The following is a 14,184-nucleotide window of genomic DNA, read 5'->3' on the forward strand; positions in this document are numbered from 1 at the left end:
GATGAATTATTACAATAAAAAGGATTATAGCGGGAAAAGCACGTTTTGTTTGTTATGGATCTGAAGGGAATGTTCAGCGTGACAAGCAGCCAGGCTCGCCGGGGAGGTCGGGGCCTGGCTCGGGAGAAATCTGTCAGAGTCTTTTACTATGCAGACGCCAGGCAACCAGCAGCGCCAGGATTAACAGGACGCTGATAAACAGCGTGACTCCGCTCCAGCCAAAATTATGCCAGAACAAACCGCCCAGCGTGCCCGCCACGCTGGAACCCACGTAGTAGCTGAACAAATAGAGCGACGAAGCCTGCCCACGCGCCCGGCGTGCACGGGGACCAATCCAGCCGCTGGCGACCGCATGGGCGGCAAAAAAGCCGGCGGTAAACATCATCATTCCGGGCAGAATCAGCCAGAGCGAGTCAAAGGCAGTGACCAGCAAACCCAGCAGCATGATGGCTGTCGCGCCCAGCATCACCGGCCCGCGTCCCAGGCGACCGGTCAGTGCACCGGCTTTAGGTGAACTCCAGGAGCCGGTCAGATAGACCACCGATAACAGACCCACCACGGCCTGGCTGAGATGCCAAGGCGCATCCAGTAAACGGTAACCAATATAGTTAAACAAGGTAACGAAGGCACCCATCAGCAGAAAGCCCTCGGCAAACAGCCAGGGCAGGCCCGGATCGCGCCAGTGCAGCCGGAAGTTAATCAGCAGATTGCGCGGGCGCAGCGTGATGGGGCGGAAATGACGTGATGCAGGCAGGATTTTCCAGAACATCAGCGCTGAAGCCAGCGAAAAACAGCCAATCACCGCCACGGCGATGCGCCAGGTGAAGAGGTCGGTCAGGACACCGCTTAACAGACGCCCGCTCATCCCGCCAATGGAGTTACCGCTGATATATAACCCCATTGAAAAGGCGACGACCCGTGCATCCATCTCTTCACTAAGATAGGTCATACCGACCGCCGCAACACCGCTGAGCGACAGTCCCATCAGCGCACGCATAATCAGAATGCCGTGCCAGCTGGTCATGGTGGCGGAGATCAGCGTGCAGATGGCCGCCAGCATCAGAGCGGTCACCATTACCGATTTTCGCCCGATGGCATCTGAGAGCGGCCCGGTCACCAGCAGGCCCAGCGCCATCAGGCCGGTAGAAATAGAGAGCGACAGGCTGCTGGTCGCCGGAGAAACACCAAACTGCTGTGACAGCACCGGCAGAATCGGCTGCACACAGTAGAGCAGGGCAAATGTCGCCAGCCCGGCAGAGAAAAGCGCCAAAGTGACGCGCATAAAAGCGGGGGTTCCCCGCCGGATATATCCTGCTGCGGCAACGGACGCCTGCGGTTCAGTCACCGCTTTCTCATCCACTGTTGCCTGTATTGAGCGACTCACACATCTTCCTCTCATTCAGAAAACCTGTCGTCAGCTTAGGAAAGCGGCATTATGCTGTCTAATATATTAATAATCTCAAATAAGACGTTTAAAATATGAATATCGAACTGCGTCATCTGCGCTACTTCATTGCGGTGGCGGAAGAGCTCCATTACGGGCGGGCAGCCCAGCGTCTGAACATTTCCCAGCCGCCGCTCAGTCAGCAGATTATTCAGCTGGAAGCGGAGACCGGCGCAAGGCTGTTCAATCGCACCAACCGCAGCGTGCAGCTTACCGCTGCCGGACAGCAACTGCTGAGTGATGCCCGCACGATAATCCTGCAGGTTGAGCAGGCCGGCGATCGTGCTGCCCGGCTGCATCGTGGCGAAGAGGGTGAGCTGCGTATCGGCTTTACCTCGTCGGCACCCTTTACCGCTGTCGTTTCTGATGCGCTCTTCCGGTTCCGGCAGCGCTGGCCACAGGTGCATATTCAGATGCAGGAGATTAATACCCGCCAGCAGCTGGCCCCGTTACATGACGGACGGCTCGATCTCGGCGTAATGCGCAACACGCCGCTGCCCGCCGACCTGCGTCATCAGCTGCTGCTGAGCGAGCCACTTTATGCCGTGGTGTACAAGGCGCATCCGCTGGCTGAGGCTGAAAAGATTTCTGTGACGGCGCTGGCGGCTGAACCCTTTGTCTTTTTCGACCCTCAGGGCGGAACCGCGCTCTATAGCGACATTCTGGCGCTGCTGCACCGCTACCACATCAAGCCTTACGTCACCCAGGAAGTGGGTGAGGCGATGACCATCCTGGGGCTGGTGGCAACCGGTTTAGGCGTTTCCATTCTGCCCGCCTCTTTTCGCCGGGCGCGACTGGCCGATCTGGTCTGGCTGCCGTTAACGGAAGAGGATGCAATTTCAGAACTCTGGCTGGTCTGGTCAGCCGGACGCGAAATAAATGCACAGATGGAGAATATGATGACGTTGCTGCGGGAAAACCGGGCCTGAAGCGAGCGCGACACAGCATCAATCTGTGCGATAAATCACATTTCTAATCAAATATTTGACGCTGTCGCCTGATCTGCCTCACCATGGCGCATGTTTATTTAGAAGCGCGAAAATAACCGGGAGCAGGGTTGTGAATCCGGACAGTCAACCTGGCCACATTGACCAGATCAAGCAGACCAATGCAGGTGTCGTATATCGATTAATTGACCGTTACGGTCCCATTTCGCGTATCGAACTTTCCCGCCGTGCTCAGCTTGCTCCGGCCAGCATAACCAAAATTGTGCGTGAGATGCTGGATGCGCATCTGGTGCAGGAAACTGAGTTTCAGGATCCCGGCAGCCGTGGCCGTCCGGCAATTGGCCTGATACTGGATACCGACGCCTGGCACTATCTGGCGATTCGTCTGCATCGCGGTGCCATGACCTTTACGCTACGCGATCTCAGTAGCCGTGAGCTGGCAGAAGAGAGTCTCCCGCTGCCCGATGAATCTGCTCAGCCCTTACTGACCTCGCTGATTGAACAGGTCGATGCTTTCTTTGTTCGTCATCAGAAGAAGCTGGAACGTCTCACGGCCATCGCCATTACGCTGCCGGGGTTGATTAACGCTGCGTCAGGCGTGGTGCATCGGCTGCCGGGTTATCAGGTACGCGATATGCCGCTGGGCGATGCACTGGCGGCGCGAACCGGCTTACCGGTGTTTGTACAGCATGACATCTCAGCCTGGACGCTGGCGGAGTCGCTGTTTGGTGCCTCGCGCGGTGCCCAGGATGTGATTCAGATTGTGATTGATGAAACTGTGGGAGCTGGCGTCATCAGTGGCGGGCAACTGCTGCACAAGAGCGGCCGGGCGCTGGTCGAGATTGGCCACACTCAGATCGACCCTTATGGGCAGCAGTGTTATTGCGGGAATCATGGTTGTCTGGAGACGGTAGCCAGCACCGGCAGTTTGCTGACGCTGGCGGCGCAGCGTCTGTCTGCCCAGCCTGACAGCCTGCTCAATAACCAGCCGCTGACGCTTCAGTCACTGTGTGCGGCCGCGCAGTCGGGCGATCGTCTGGCGCGTGATACTATTGCCAGCGCCGGGCATCACGCTGGGCGGATCCTGGCAATGATGGTCAACATCTTCAATCCACAACATATTCTTATCGGTTCTCCTCTCAATGCCGCTGCTGATGTGCTGTTTCCCGCGGTAAGCAACACTATTCTGCAGCAGTCGCTGCCTGCCTACAGCGCCGGCATTCAGCTTGCACCCACTGAATTCAGCGAGCCTGGAACGCTGGGCGGTGCCGCGTTGATCAAAGACGCTCTCTACAACGGGCACCTGTTAGTGAAACTGTTGCAAGGTTAAGCAGGCCTGAACTTGCGCTAACGCAATTCATTCTCATCCTTCATTCCTTAAAATGCCGTTTCGCAGCAAGGTTAATCACCGATTAACCGCAACGGTTCGAGAGGAGAAGTTGTGTGAACAGACTATTTGTTACCGGCACCGACACCGCAGTGGGCAAGACGGTGGTGTCCCGCGCGCTATTACAAAGTTTTATCCAGACCGGACAAAGTGCTGTGGGCTATAAGCCCGTTGCGCGCTGTGCCGTCAAAACCGCTGATGGCCTGCGTAACAAAGATGCACAGGTTCTGCAAAGTTCGTCATCAATCGACTTATCCTATCTGGCAATCAATCCGCTGGCTTTCCAGGAAGAGGAGATCTGCACCCATCCGGGGCAGATTATCGATTACGGATTGCTGACCCTGGGATTAACCAGCCTGACGCAGCAGGCCGATCGAGTAGTTGTTGAGGGCACAGGCGGCTGGCGAAGCCTGATGAACGACGGACGTCCGCTCTCCTGCTGGGTCGTTGAGCAGCAGCTTCCGGTGGTGCTGGTGGTCGGCATCCAGTCGGGTTGTATCAGTCACGCCCTTTTGACGGCAGAGGCGATAGCGCGGGATGGACTGCCACTGGTCGGCTGGGTCGCAAATCGCATCAATCCGGGACTGGCACAATACAGCGATATTATTGAGGTTTTGCAGGAAAAAATTGCTGCGCCACTGCTGGGCGAACTGCCTTATCTGCCGCGCGCTGAACAGCGCGATCTCACGTCCTGGATCGATATTTCAGTACTGGAACAGGATGCTATGCACGCTGTGAGTGCAAAGATCGCCTGATTATGAAACAAAAAAAATCAATTGAGTCCGGGGTGAGCCTAAAGTTTCAGGCTCATCCCGGACTGTCTGTAACTATTTCTGTTTGAATTTGAAAGACCTGGATCGCCTGTCGTAAACCCCTGACGTCATGGCGCAGAAAATGCATTAACTCCGCTTATCACACAAAGCCGGAGCACCACCATGTCGCACTCGCACGAGAAAGGTTTGTTATATGGGCTTGAAGCCCGCATTGGCCCCGTCCCGGCGTTCTTCGCCGCGCTGCAACATCTGCTGGCCAGCGTGGTGGGCATTATCACACCACCCCTGATTATTGGCTCGGTTCTGGGATTGCAGGCCTATATTCCTTATCTGATTAGCATGTCGCTGTTCGTCTCCGGCTTAGGCACGTTTATGCAGGCCCGACGTTTTTATGGCGTCGGGGCGGGCATGATCTGTCTGCAGGGAACAAGTTTCGCATTTCTGGGCGTGATTCTCTCCGGTGGCCTGATGGTAAAAGGGCGCGGCGGCTCGCCGGAAGAGATTATGGCGATGCTGTTTGGCTGCAATCTGGTCGCGGCGCTGATCCCGGTTCTGATCAGTCGTTGCGTTGGCACGCTGCGTAAAGTGCTGACGCCGGTGGTGACCGGTACGGTAATAACCCTGATAGGCATCAGCCTGATTAAAGTCAGCATCACTGACTGGGCAGGTGGTCACAACGCCACAGATTTTGGCTCGCCGGGGAATCTGGCGCTGGGTGCGTTAACGCTGTTGGTGATCGTGGCGCTGAACCGCTCGCGTAACCGCTGGGCGCGACTGGTGGCGGTGGTGGCTGGCATCGCGGTGGGATGTATTGCAGCAGCCTTAACCGGTCATCTGCAACTCAGGGCCGTGCCGGAGAGCAGCTGGCTGGTGCTGCCTGCTTTCTTCCGGTTTGGTTTCGCCTTTGACTGGACCATTTTCCTGCCGATTGCGCTGGTGTCTGTGATTGCAGTGATTGAAGCGGTCGGGGATCTCACCGCTAACTGCCTGATTTCACAACAGCCGATTACCGGCAAACCTTTTCAGCAGCGATTGCAGGGCGGTATTGTTGCCGATGGCCTGAGCTGCGTGCTGGCCGCAGTCTTTTCTGCCTTTCCTAACACAACGTTTGCGCAAAACAATGGCGTGATCCAGATGACCGGCGTTGCCAGTCGTTATGTCGGTATGCTGCTGGGGATTATGCTGGCGCTACTGGGGCTCTTTCCCTATGTTGGGTCGCTGTTGCAGCAGATCCCGTCGCCCGTGCTGGGCGGGGCGACAGTGGTGATGTTTGGCAGTGTAGTCGCTGCCGGTATCCGGGTGATGACACAGACGCCGCTGGGCCGCCGCGAGATGCTGATTGTCGCGATCTCATTCGGGATTGGACTGGGTGTGGAAGCGGTGCCGGAGGTGCTGAAGCAGTTCCCGCCCCTGATTAACAATTTATTTGGTCACGCGGTGACGACCGGCGGCATTCTGGCGATCGTGCTCAATCTTGTTCTGCCAGACGAGGCACACGTGGTGGAAGAGGTTGAGGCGGAAACACTCACCGAGAGCTAAATGCTATAAGCCGTTAAATGCAGAAGGGCCGATGTTGTCCTTCCATACAACACAGAAATTAAAGCGATGGGAGCATACGCCAGTAGCAAAGCATAGCGGACCATGGATGGCGGGTTTTGCGTCTTTGCGGAGGGCGTATGCTCCCTGAACCATTACCTGAAATACCAGAAAGAATGTTCCCATGCAGCCCGTAAACTGATTCGCTTTAAGATCGAGTCAGCGAAGAGAACTGGGTCAGATCGGAAAGACGCAAAAGAGTCATCCCTGACTGCTCGACCCGCGCGATTACGCACCTCATTCATGAGGTGCGCCCGTAACCGGGCCAACGCGTTGCGTTGTTCAAAAACGCTCCCGGCGTTTTTGTCCATGGCGCGGGACGCTTTCCTCCTCTGACTCAGTTCCCTTCGCGTTAAGCTTATTTGTTGCTGCCAGACTGATCAGAGTTTAAGCATGCCAGCTATTTTAAGGGCCTATGAGACCCTTTTATGTGACGAAATTACGGATTCAGACGACGACGGGTTCGACCCGAGCTGAGGTAATCCGCGATATAATCCTGCGAAATCTCCCCGCTGTAGCGTCCCTCTTCATCAACAATTGGCATCCAGACCGTATTGTGCTCATAGAGTTTCGACAACACCACTCGCAGGTTCTCTTCGGCTTTACCGGTCACCTTAAAGGTGTGCAGCTTCTCTTCGCAGCGGCCATTAACGTTTCGCGCCTCACGCCGCTTCACAAAGCCCAGCGGCTTGCCATCCTCATCGACCACGGTAATCGACCGCATATCGTTCTCATCCATGGTGCCAAAGGCTTCTTCAAGCGGCGTCGAGCGGCGCACGGTAATGGTCGGCTGCTGATCGGTTACGTCGCCCGCCTGCACCAGTAGCAAACGCTTGAGCGTACGGTCCTGACCCACAAACGAGCCGACAAACTCATTGGCAGGTGTCGCGAGCAATTCATCCGGACTGGCGCACTGCACGATCCTGCCCTGACCAAATACCGCGATGCGATCGCCGAGCTTCAGCGCCTCATCAATATCGTGGCTCACCAGCATCACGGTTTTCTTAAGCTGACGCTGCATATCCAGAAACTCGTTCTGAATCACTTCACGGTTAATCGGGTCGACAGCACCAAACGGCTCATCCATCAGCAATACCGGTGGATCTGCGGCCAGCGCACGAATAACGCCGATACGCTGCTGCTGACCGCCAGACATCTCACGCGGATAGCGGTGCAGGAACTTTTTAGGGTCCAGCGCAACCATGCTCATTAACTCCGTGGCGCGCTCATGGCACTGCTTCTTATTCCAGCCCAGCATGCGCGGCACAACGGTAATGTTCTCCTCGATGGTCATGTTAGGAAACAGACCAATCTGCTGGATCACATAGCCAATGTTGCGGCGCAGGGTGGTGGTGTCCTGAGTACTGGTATCTTCGCCATTAATCAGGATCCGACCACTGGTGGCCGGAATCAGGCGGTTAATCATCTTCAGCGTGGTGGTCTTACCGCAGCCTGATGGACCCAGCAGCACGCACATCTCACCGGCTGGCACATGCAGACTGACGTTATCGACGGCTTTGTTAGTAGTGCCGTTTTTCTGGGTAAAGGTTTTCGTCAGGTTTTCCAGCGTGATCATTATCGAATCCCCTTTGGAGTCAGCGCCTGCTGCAAACGGTGCAGCAACCAGTCAAGAAAAATAGCCAGCAGACAAATCATCAATGCGCCGGCAATTAACATACGAATATCACTGCCGCTGATGCCATCCAGCAGCAGCTGGCCAAGACCACCCGCGCCAATCACGGCGGCAATCGCCATCACGCCAACGTTCATTACCACGGCGGTTCGGATGCCGCCGAAAATCACCGGCAGCGCCATCGGGATTTCAACCCAGCGCAGACGCTGCCAGAAGGTCATGCCGATGCCGCGACCGGCTTCACGCAGACCGTCCGGCAGATTCTCCAGCGCGGTGTGGGTGTTACGCACAATCGGCAGCAGCGAGTAGAGAAACACGGCGGTAATCGCTGGCAGCGCACCGATGCCCTGACCGATCAGCGAAAACAGCGGGATCATCAGACCAAACAGCGCAATGGTCGGAATGGTCAGTACTACGGTGGCGATACCGAGAATCGGTGTAGCCAGCCATCTGACGCGCACGATCAGGATGCCCAGCGGCACGCCAATTACAATGGCCAGACCGACCGCAACCAGCACCAGCCAGCTGTGCTGCCAGCTCAGGGTGAGCAGAGTGCTCCAGTTATCCATGATGTAGTGAAGGGTATCCACAGTGCCTCCTTACAGCATGTTTTTAGATTGAAGGAAATCACGTGCCACTTTTTCCGGTGACTCATGGTCGATATCGACCCGCTTGTTCAGCTCGGTAATCGCCTCGTTGGTGATCTGTGCAGAGAGCTGATTAAGGGCACTATCCAGTCCCGGATGGCTCGCCAGCACATCCTGACGCACGACCGGCGTCACGTTATAGCTCGGGAAGAAGTGTTTATCATCCTCCAGCACCTTCAGATTAAAGCCCTTAACCCGTCCATCGGTGGTGTAGATCAGACCGGCATCCACAAATCCGTCGCGAATGGCGTTATAAACCAGACCCGGATCCATCTGACGGATCTGCGGGCGGTCCAGCCCCAGATTGTAAGTCTTCTGCAGCGGTTTCAGACCGTCTGAACGCCCCGCGAACTCCAGGTCCAGCCCCAGCCGCCAGTTGTGGTCCGGGTCAGACTGACGAACCTGTTCAACTTTCGCGACCAGCTGTGACATTGTATTAATGCCCTCTTTTTTGGCCCGTTCCTGAGTCATGGCAAAGGCGTAGGTGTTGTTCATCGGTGCCGGGTTCAGCCAGACCAGCCCCAGTTTGCCGTCCAGCTGTTTCACCGTCTCATACGCCTGCTGTGAAGACATCGGCTGACTGATGTGGTTGAAGATGATCAGTGACGTACCGGTATACTCCCAGACCATATCAATCTGCTTATTCAGCAGCGCATTACGGCCGATGGTGGTGGCGATATTGCGTTTAGGGACCACCTCAAAACCTTTCTTTTGCAACCAGAGTACCGTCATGGCTGACAGGATATGCTGCTCGGTAAAACTTTTGGTTGCCATCACCAGTGGGGCAGCCGCCTGTGCCGTCTGGCTTAGCAGCAGTGTCGCGGTGAGCGCGACAGCGCTTTTCTTAATCCACTTCGTTAGCATTGCAAAGCTCCTTGTGGTCAGGCCGCAGCGTGCGGACTCAGAAAGCGGCCCAGCGCGGCCAGCATCATATCCAGAACCAGTGCCACCAGCGCAGTCGCAACGGCACCCAGAATCAGGGTCGGGAAGTCATTCAGATAGATACCCGGGAAGATCAGCTCGCCAAAACTGCTGGCACCAATCAGGAACGCCAGTGGCGCGGTGCCAACGTTGATAGCGGTGGCGATACGCACGCCAGAGAGGATCACCGGCATCGCGTTGGGCAGCTCAACCTGACGCAGACGTTGCCATTTGGTCATGCCGATGCCGTTGGCGGCCTCAATCAGCGACGGAGGAACCGCGCTCAGACCCGAGAAGGTATTGCGGACGATGGGCAGTAGCGACGCCAGAAACAGCGCAATCAGCGCCGGACGGTCGCCAATCCCGATGATAACCATCGCCAGTGCCAGCACCGCGAGCGGTGGCAGAGTGTTACCGACATTGAAAATCTGCATCACGTATTCGGCCCAGCGACGCGCAAATGGGCGGCTAAGCAGGATGCCGCTGGGAATACCGACCAGCAAGGCGAACAGCATTGACCAGAAAACTAAGAAAAGGTGTTGTTGCCCGAGATAAAGCAGATCGACTTTACGTGCGACCAGCTGATCCCAGCCTAAGCCCCAGATCAGCACCGCGATCACCGCGACCACTGCAAGCAGTGCCAGACCGGCGCGTCGGGCCAGTGAAGCGTTTTGCATAGGAGAATCTCCCTGATAACGATCTCAATTGTTATAACAACCCTAAACAGCCCGACAGGTACGGCAAAAACAGCCGCCGCGCCCAATACCGAAACTGCGATAAAATGTAGATAAAATGACTGTTTATCCACTCTTTTTCAGTGAATACCGAATAAGATGGTGTAATGCTATAGCAGGCCTTTTTTGTACAAGCCAGCTTTTAAGTCTGAAATCAGGCAGATAGGAACAGGTTAAAAGCGTGTTAAAGCCGCGTAGCCGCTGGGCTAATGCGACAATAAAAAAAATTCATCGACTTCAGGTGACACCGTCACAGATGGCGCAGAAAATGCGCACGCGTGGGAAACTGCACGGGCTGTTTTCAGCTAGCCTTGCAGATTAAAAAAGGAACCCTATGACTGACAGCACACAACTCGAGACCGGACATCGCCACTGGATCTTAATCGCCTGCATGCTGGCGATGTTTATGGCGGCCATTGAAGTCACGATTGTGGCCACCGCGATGCCGACCATCATTGCTGACCTTGGCGGGTTTTCGCAGTTTGGCTGGGTCTTCTCCATCTATCTGCTGACGCAGGCGGTCAGCGTGCCGCTGTATGGGCGGCTGGCGGATAGGGTGGGGCGCAAAACCATGATTTTTATCGGCACCTCTATCTTTCTGGTGGGATCGGTGCTGTGTGGCTTTGCCCACACTATGACCTGGCTGATTCTTTTCCGGGCCTTTCAGGGCCTGGGCGCGGGGGCTATCATGCCGCTCAGCTCCACCATTGTGGCCGACATCTATTCGCCGCGTGAACGCGCCAGCGTGCAGGGCTGGCTCTCCAGTGTCTGGGGTGTGGCGGCGATAGTGGGGCCGCTGACCGGTGCCTGGCTGGTGCAGCACTTTAGCTGGTCGGTGATTTTCTGGGTCAATCTGCCGATTGGCCTGATTAGCATGCTGATGCTGGCGCGCTGGTTACCGGCGCATCAGAAAGAGGCGTCATCGCAGCCGCTTAACCTGGCGGGCAGTAGCTGGCTGATGCTTTGCGTGACGGCCCTGTTGATTGCACTATTGCAGGCGGAACAGCTGGGCCTCTGGCTGGTGCCGTTCCTGCTTTTCTCTCTGTTCGCGGGCTGGCAGCTCAGGCGCCACGAGCAGCGTTCAGCGGCACCGCTGTTTCCGCTGGTGATCTGGCGCAGCCGTCTAATCGTGGCAGGCAATGCGGGTAACCTGATTATCGGGGCGGCGATGATGGGCATTAGCGCGTTTCTGCCCACCTGGATTCAGGGGGTCAGCGGCGGCTCACCTTTACAGGCGGGCAGTGTACTGGCAATGATGTCGATTGGCTGGCCGCTGGCCAGCACGCTGAGCGGTAGACTGATGCTGCACACGTCCTACCGCTTTACTGCTCAGCTTGGCGCGCTGCTGCTGGTCGCCGGCAGCGCCTTGCTGCTGTTCCTGCAGCCCGCCAGCTCCCTTTATCAGGCGGGCTTCACGGCGTTTCTGATTGGCAGCGGCATGGGGGTGACCAGCACCACCTTCCTGGTCTCTGTGCAGAACCAGGCGGATTACCAAATCCGCGGCATCTGTACCGCGTCTGTCATGTTCAGCCGGATGATTGGTTCGGCGGTGGGGACGGCGATTATGGGGGCAGTGCTGAATCTTAATCTGCAGTGGCGTCTGCCGCAGGTGCAGGATCCGGTGCAGCAAATTATGTCCGAGCCCAGTCGCCAGCAGTTGCAGCCGGAAAACCTGCAGCAGATGGTCGCAGCGATAGCCACATCCCTGCACTGGGTGTTCGTGGTAGCTCTGGTGATTGCACTGTTTGCGGTGGGGGTAGCATGGATGATGCCGCGTCAGCGGCCGGAACAGGCGGAATAACGGGCAGGGCGACAGGATGTCGCCCTGATTGATGCTCACTATTGTGCTGGCGCATCCTGAGAACTGCCGGCACTGGCCGGGACGCTGGCTTCATCGTCACGGCCTGTACGCTTGTAAACAATCTTTTGTGTGTCGTTTTCACAATGTCCGACGACCTGACCGCCTGCCTGATCAACCTGGTCATTGGCAACGATATCGAGACTAAAACCCGATTCAGGTACGCCGTTCTGAATAATCTTCTGGCTGATATCGGCTTTTACCGATTCGCAGGATGCCTGCGCCATCAGCGGCAGAGCAAATAACGCCGCGCTAAACAAAACCCTCTGTAGCTTCATCACGTCTTCCTTATGTTAGTCGTCCGTCATTACTATAGCTCAAATTTACGGCGCTACCGGGCGACCTGAACGGCGATCCAGACAACGCAGGGTGTTAGGTTCCCAGTACGCGTTGAGATTGAGGCTCTGCTCGCACTTGTCGCGGGTGTCAAAGGCGCGATCGGTTTTATCAAACTCTTTTTCGACGCGGGTGTTCACTTTGTTGCGCAGCATACGTGTGTCATTCCATTGCTCTTTGTCCTGACGCGCTGCTTCATTGCTCAGCGCAGAACTGCCATCTTCAATGATCAGACGATTAGTATTCGCAGTGGCAGTTAACGCTGCTGTGGAGAGCAGCACCATCAGCACGGCAGGGATCATTTTTTTCATCACAATTTCCTTTAGTTAACGCAAACATCGCCATCCGGGACGGCTGTTGCAGCGAGTACTCATAGTATATCATCGCCGTTTCTTTGCTCACCAGCGGTGAGTCGTTTGTTTACGTTCAGGAGAGGTAAGAGTGCTGATTAAGACCGCCTTGCTGTTTTTTATTACCGCGCTGGCGGAGATCACCGGCTGCTTTCTGCCGTGGCTATGGCTGAAAAAAGGCGGATCGGTGTGGCTGTTACTGCCCGCCGCGGCGAGTCTGGCGCTGTTTGTCTGGCTGCTGACGCTGCATCCTGCCGCCAGTGGACGGGTCTATGCCGCCTACGGGGGTGTCTATGTGCTGACCGCACTGCTCTGGTTACGGGTGGTGGATGGCGTGAAGTTAAGTGCGTGGGACTGGAGCGGTGCATTGATTGCCTTCAGCGGCATGCTGATCATCGTGCTGGGCTGGGGACGCGGCTAGCGCCAGCCGTGATGGCTGGCGCGGCAGAGGCTTACGGCTTATGCACTTTCAGGCCCGCCAGCGTCTGGCTGACCGGCATCATTTCCAGACTATTGATATTGACATGCTTAGGCAGTGTGGCGACCCACCAGACCGCTTCGGTCACATCTTCAGGCGTCAGGGCGGTAGCGCCCTCATAGACCTGACCGGCTTTGCCATCATCGCCTTTAAAGCGCACGTTGGAAAATTCGGTACCACCAACCAGACCCGGCTCAATGTCGGTCACACGCAGCGCGGTGCCGTGCAAATCGGTACGCAGATTCAGGCTGAACTGACGCACAAAGGCTTTGGTCGCCCCATAAACGTTGCCTCCGGCATAAGGCCAGCTGCCGGCAATAGAACCGATGTTGATGATATGACCCACATCCCGCTCCACCATCTGTGGCAGCAGGGCGCGGGTCATATAGACCAGCCCCTTGGTGTTGGTGTCAATCATATTTTCCCAGTCTTCCACGTTAGCCTTGTGCGCAGGCTCAATGCCCAGCGCCAGACCGGCGTTGTTAACCAGTACATCTATATTTCGCCATTCGGCCGGCAACTTTGCCACCGCCTCTTCAATAGCGGCACGGTTACGTACATCCAGTTGCACGGTATAGAGGCTGTCGCCCAGCTCATCCTTTAGCGCTTTCAGACGTTCAGCGCGTCGGCCAGTGGCGATCACTTTATGACCGTTCTCAATAAAGCGGCGGGTGATGCTCTCACCAAAACCGGCGGTCGCACCGGTGACAAAAATAATCATCTCACTGTTCCTTATGCCATTTTCAGAGTCGATGGCTTCACCATAGCATTTCGTTTCTGCTTCTGCGCGTGGAAAAGCAGACTGGCCTGTAAACAGATTTTAACGGGTATCCCGCTGCGCCTTTTCAGGGCAACCTGCACCGTAAAAGAGCAGACTGGTGAGTGGCAGGCCATACTCACGTTAAGCTATCTGCGCGATCTCGAATCGCAACCGTTTGCATCGGGTCCGCAAACGGTTGCGACGCTGTTATGGGACATTTTTGTTGCGCAACGCGCTATTTTTGGCGTTAATTTACTGATATTTAAGATTTTTGTTACATCACGGATCTGGCACGCAGGTTGCAGGCTTTTTAACAGAGA

Annotated in this window: 14 protein-coding genes; 6 read left to right on the forward strand and 8 right to left on the reverse strand. The window is 56.1% G+C overall.

Annotation, left to right across the window (positions count from 1 at the left end):
* Positions 1-133 precede the first annotated feature (133 nt).
* Positions 134-1,384 carry a multidrug efflux MFS transporter YnfM/SxtP(Kp) gene (ynfM, locus tag QSK07_RS14195; protein ID WP_285721775.1) on the reverse strand — a complete coding sequence of 417 codons (1,251 nt, stop codon included), beginning with the start codon at positions 1,382-1,384 and terminating at the stop codon, positions 134-136.
* Between the two features lie 95 nt (positions 1,385-1,479).
* Here ynfM and QSK07_RS14200 point away from each other — a divergent pair, with 95 nt between their 5' ends.
* From QSK07_RS14200 to QSK07_RS14215, 4 genes are all read left to right on the forward strand, one after another.
* Positions 1,480-2,373 carry a LysR family transcriptional regulator gene (locus QSK07_RS14200; protein WP_285721776.1) on the forward strand — a complete coding sequence of 298 codons (894 nt, stop codon included), beginning with the start codon at positions 1,480-1,482 and terminating at the stop codon, positions 2,371-2,373.
* Positions 2,374-2,503: 130 nt separating this feature from the next.
* Positions 2,504-3,721 (forward strand): sugar metabolism global transcriptional regulator Mlc, encoded by a 1,218-nt coding sequence (gene mlc / locus QSK07_RS14205; RefSeq protein WP_098050486.1) that lies wholly within the window; start codon positions 2,504-2,506, stop codon positions 3,719-3,721.
* 113 nt (positions 3,722-3,834) lie between these two features.
* Complete coding sequence (gene bioD, locus QSK07_RS14210; RefSeq protein WP_098050487.1) at positions 3,835-4,533, forward strand: dethiobiotin synthase; 699 nt, start codon at positions 3,835-3,837, stop codon at positions 4,531-4,533.
* A 180-nt stretch (positions 4,534-4,713) separates the two neighbouring features.
* Positions 4,714-6,090, forward strand: coding sequence for a nucleobase:cation symporter-2 family protein (locus tag QSK07_RS14215; protein ID WP_285721777.1), 1,377 nt, complete (start codon positions 4,714-4,716; stop codon positions 6,088-6,090).
* 496 nt (positions 6,091-6,586) lie between these two features.
* Here QSK07_RS14215 and osmV read toward each other — a convergent pair whose 3' ends face one another.
* Genes osmV through QSK07_RS14235 form a run of 4 tightly spaced genes read right to left on the reverse strand, consistent with a single transcriptional unit; the run spans position 6,587 to position 10,025 of the window.
* The gene (gene osmV / locus QSK07_RS14220) at positions 6,587-7,723 is read right to left on the reverse strand and encodes an osmoprotectant ABC transporter ATP-binding protein OsmV (protein WP_098050490.1); all 1,137 of its coding nucleotides are present in this window, start codon (positions 7,721-7,723) and stop codon (positions 6,587-6,589) included.
* Positions 7,723-8,370: an osmoprotectant ABC transporter permease OsmW gene (gene osmW / locus QSK07_RS14225; protein ID WP_010244802.1), complete on the reverse strand. Its 648-nt coding sequence runs from the start codon at positions 8,368-8,370 to the stop codon at positions 7,723-7,725. The genes osmV and osmW overlap by 1 nt, the downstream gene beginning before the upstream one ends.
* A gap of 9 nt (positions 8,371-8,379) precedes the next feature.
* Positions 8,380-9,291, reverse strand: a complete 912-nt coding sequence (locus tag QSK07_RS14230; RefSeq protein WP_098050491.1) for a glycine betaine ABC transporter substrate-binding protein — start codon at positions 9,289-9,291, stop codon at positions 8,380-8,382.
* A gap of 17 nt (positions 9,292-9,308) precedes the next feature.
* Complete coding sequence (locus tag QSK07_RS14235) at positions 9,309-10,025, reverse strand: ABC transporter permease (protein WP_013357908.1); 717 nt, start codon at positions 10,023-10,025, stop codon at positions 9,309-9,311.
* A gap of 391 nt (positions 10,026-10,416) precedes the next feature.
* On the opposite strand from QSK07_RS14235, the gene QSK07_RS14240 reads away from it, so the two are divergent.
* A complete protein-coding gene (locus QSK07_RS14240; protein WP_285721778.1) occupies positions 10,417-11,883 on the forward strand; it encodes an MDR family MFS transporter in 1,467 nt (488 codons plus the stop codon).
* 38 nt (positions 11,884-11,921) lie between these two features.
* On the opposite strand, the gene QSK07_RS14245 is transcribed toward QSK07_RS14240, so the two are convergent.
* Positions 11,922-12,218, reverse strand: a complete 297-nt coding sequence (locus QSK07_RS14245) for a DUF1161 domain-containing protein (protein ID WP_285721779.1) — start codon at positions 12,216-12,218, stop codon at positions 11,922-11,924.
* 45 nt (positions 12,219-12,263) lie between these two features.
* Positions 12,264-12,587 carry a DUF1283 family protein gene (locus QSK07_RS14250; RefSeq protein WP_013357904.1) on the reverse strand — a complete coding sequence of 108 codons (324 nt, stop codon included), beginning with the start codon at positions 12,585-12,587 and terminating at the stop codon, positions 12,264-12,266.
* 133 nt (positions 12,588-12,720) lie between these two features.
* Between QSK07_RS14250 and QSK07_RS14255 the strand changes: the two genes are divergently transcribed.
* Positions 12,721-13,047: a YnfA family protein gene (locus tag QSK07_RS14255; RefSeq protein ID WP_110331895.1), complete on the forward strand. Its 327-nt coding sequence runs from the start codon at positions 12,721-12,723 to the stop codon at positions 13,045-13,047.
* A 31-nt stretch (positions 13,048-13,078) separates the two neighbouring features.
* On the opposite strand, the gene ydfG is transcribed toward QSK07_RS14255, so the two are convergent.
* The gene (ydfG, locus tag QSK07_RS14260) at positions 13,079-13,825 is read right to left on the reverse strand and encodes a bifunctional NADP-dependent 3-hydroxy acid dehydrogenase/3-hydroxypropionate dehydrogenase YdfG (protein WP_275219426.1); all 747 of its coding nucleotides are present in this window, start codon (positions 13,823-13,825) and stop codon (positions 13,079-13,081) included.
* Positions 13,826-14,184 lie beyond the last annotated feature (359 nt).

Source organism: Pantoea sp. QMID4 (genome assembly GCF_030270445.1).
In the GTDB taxonomy this organism is placed as follows: Bacteria; Pseudomonadota; Gammaproteobacteria; order Enterobacterales; family Enterobacteriaceae; genus Pantoea; species Pantoea vagans.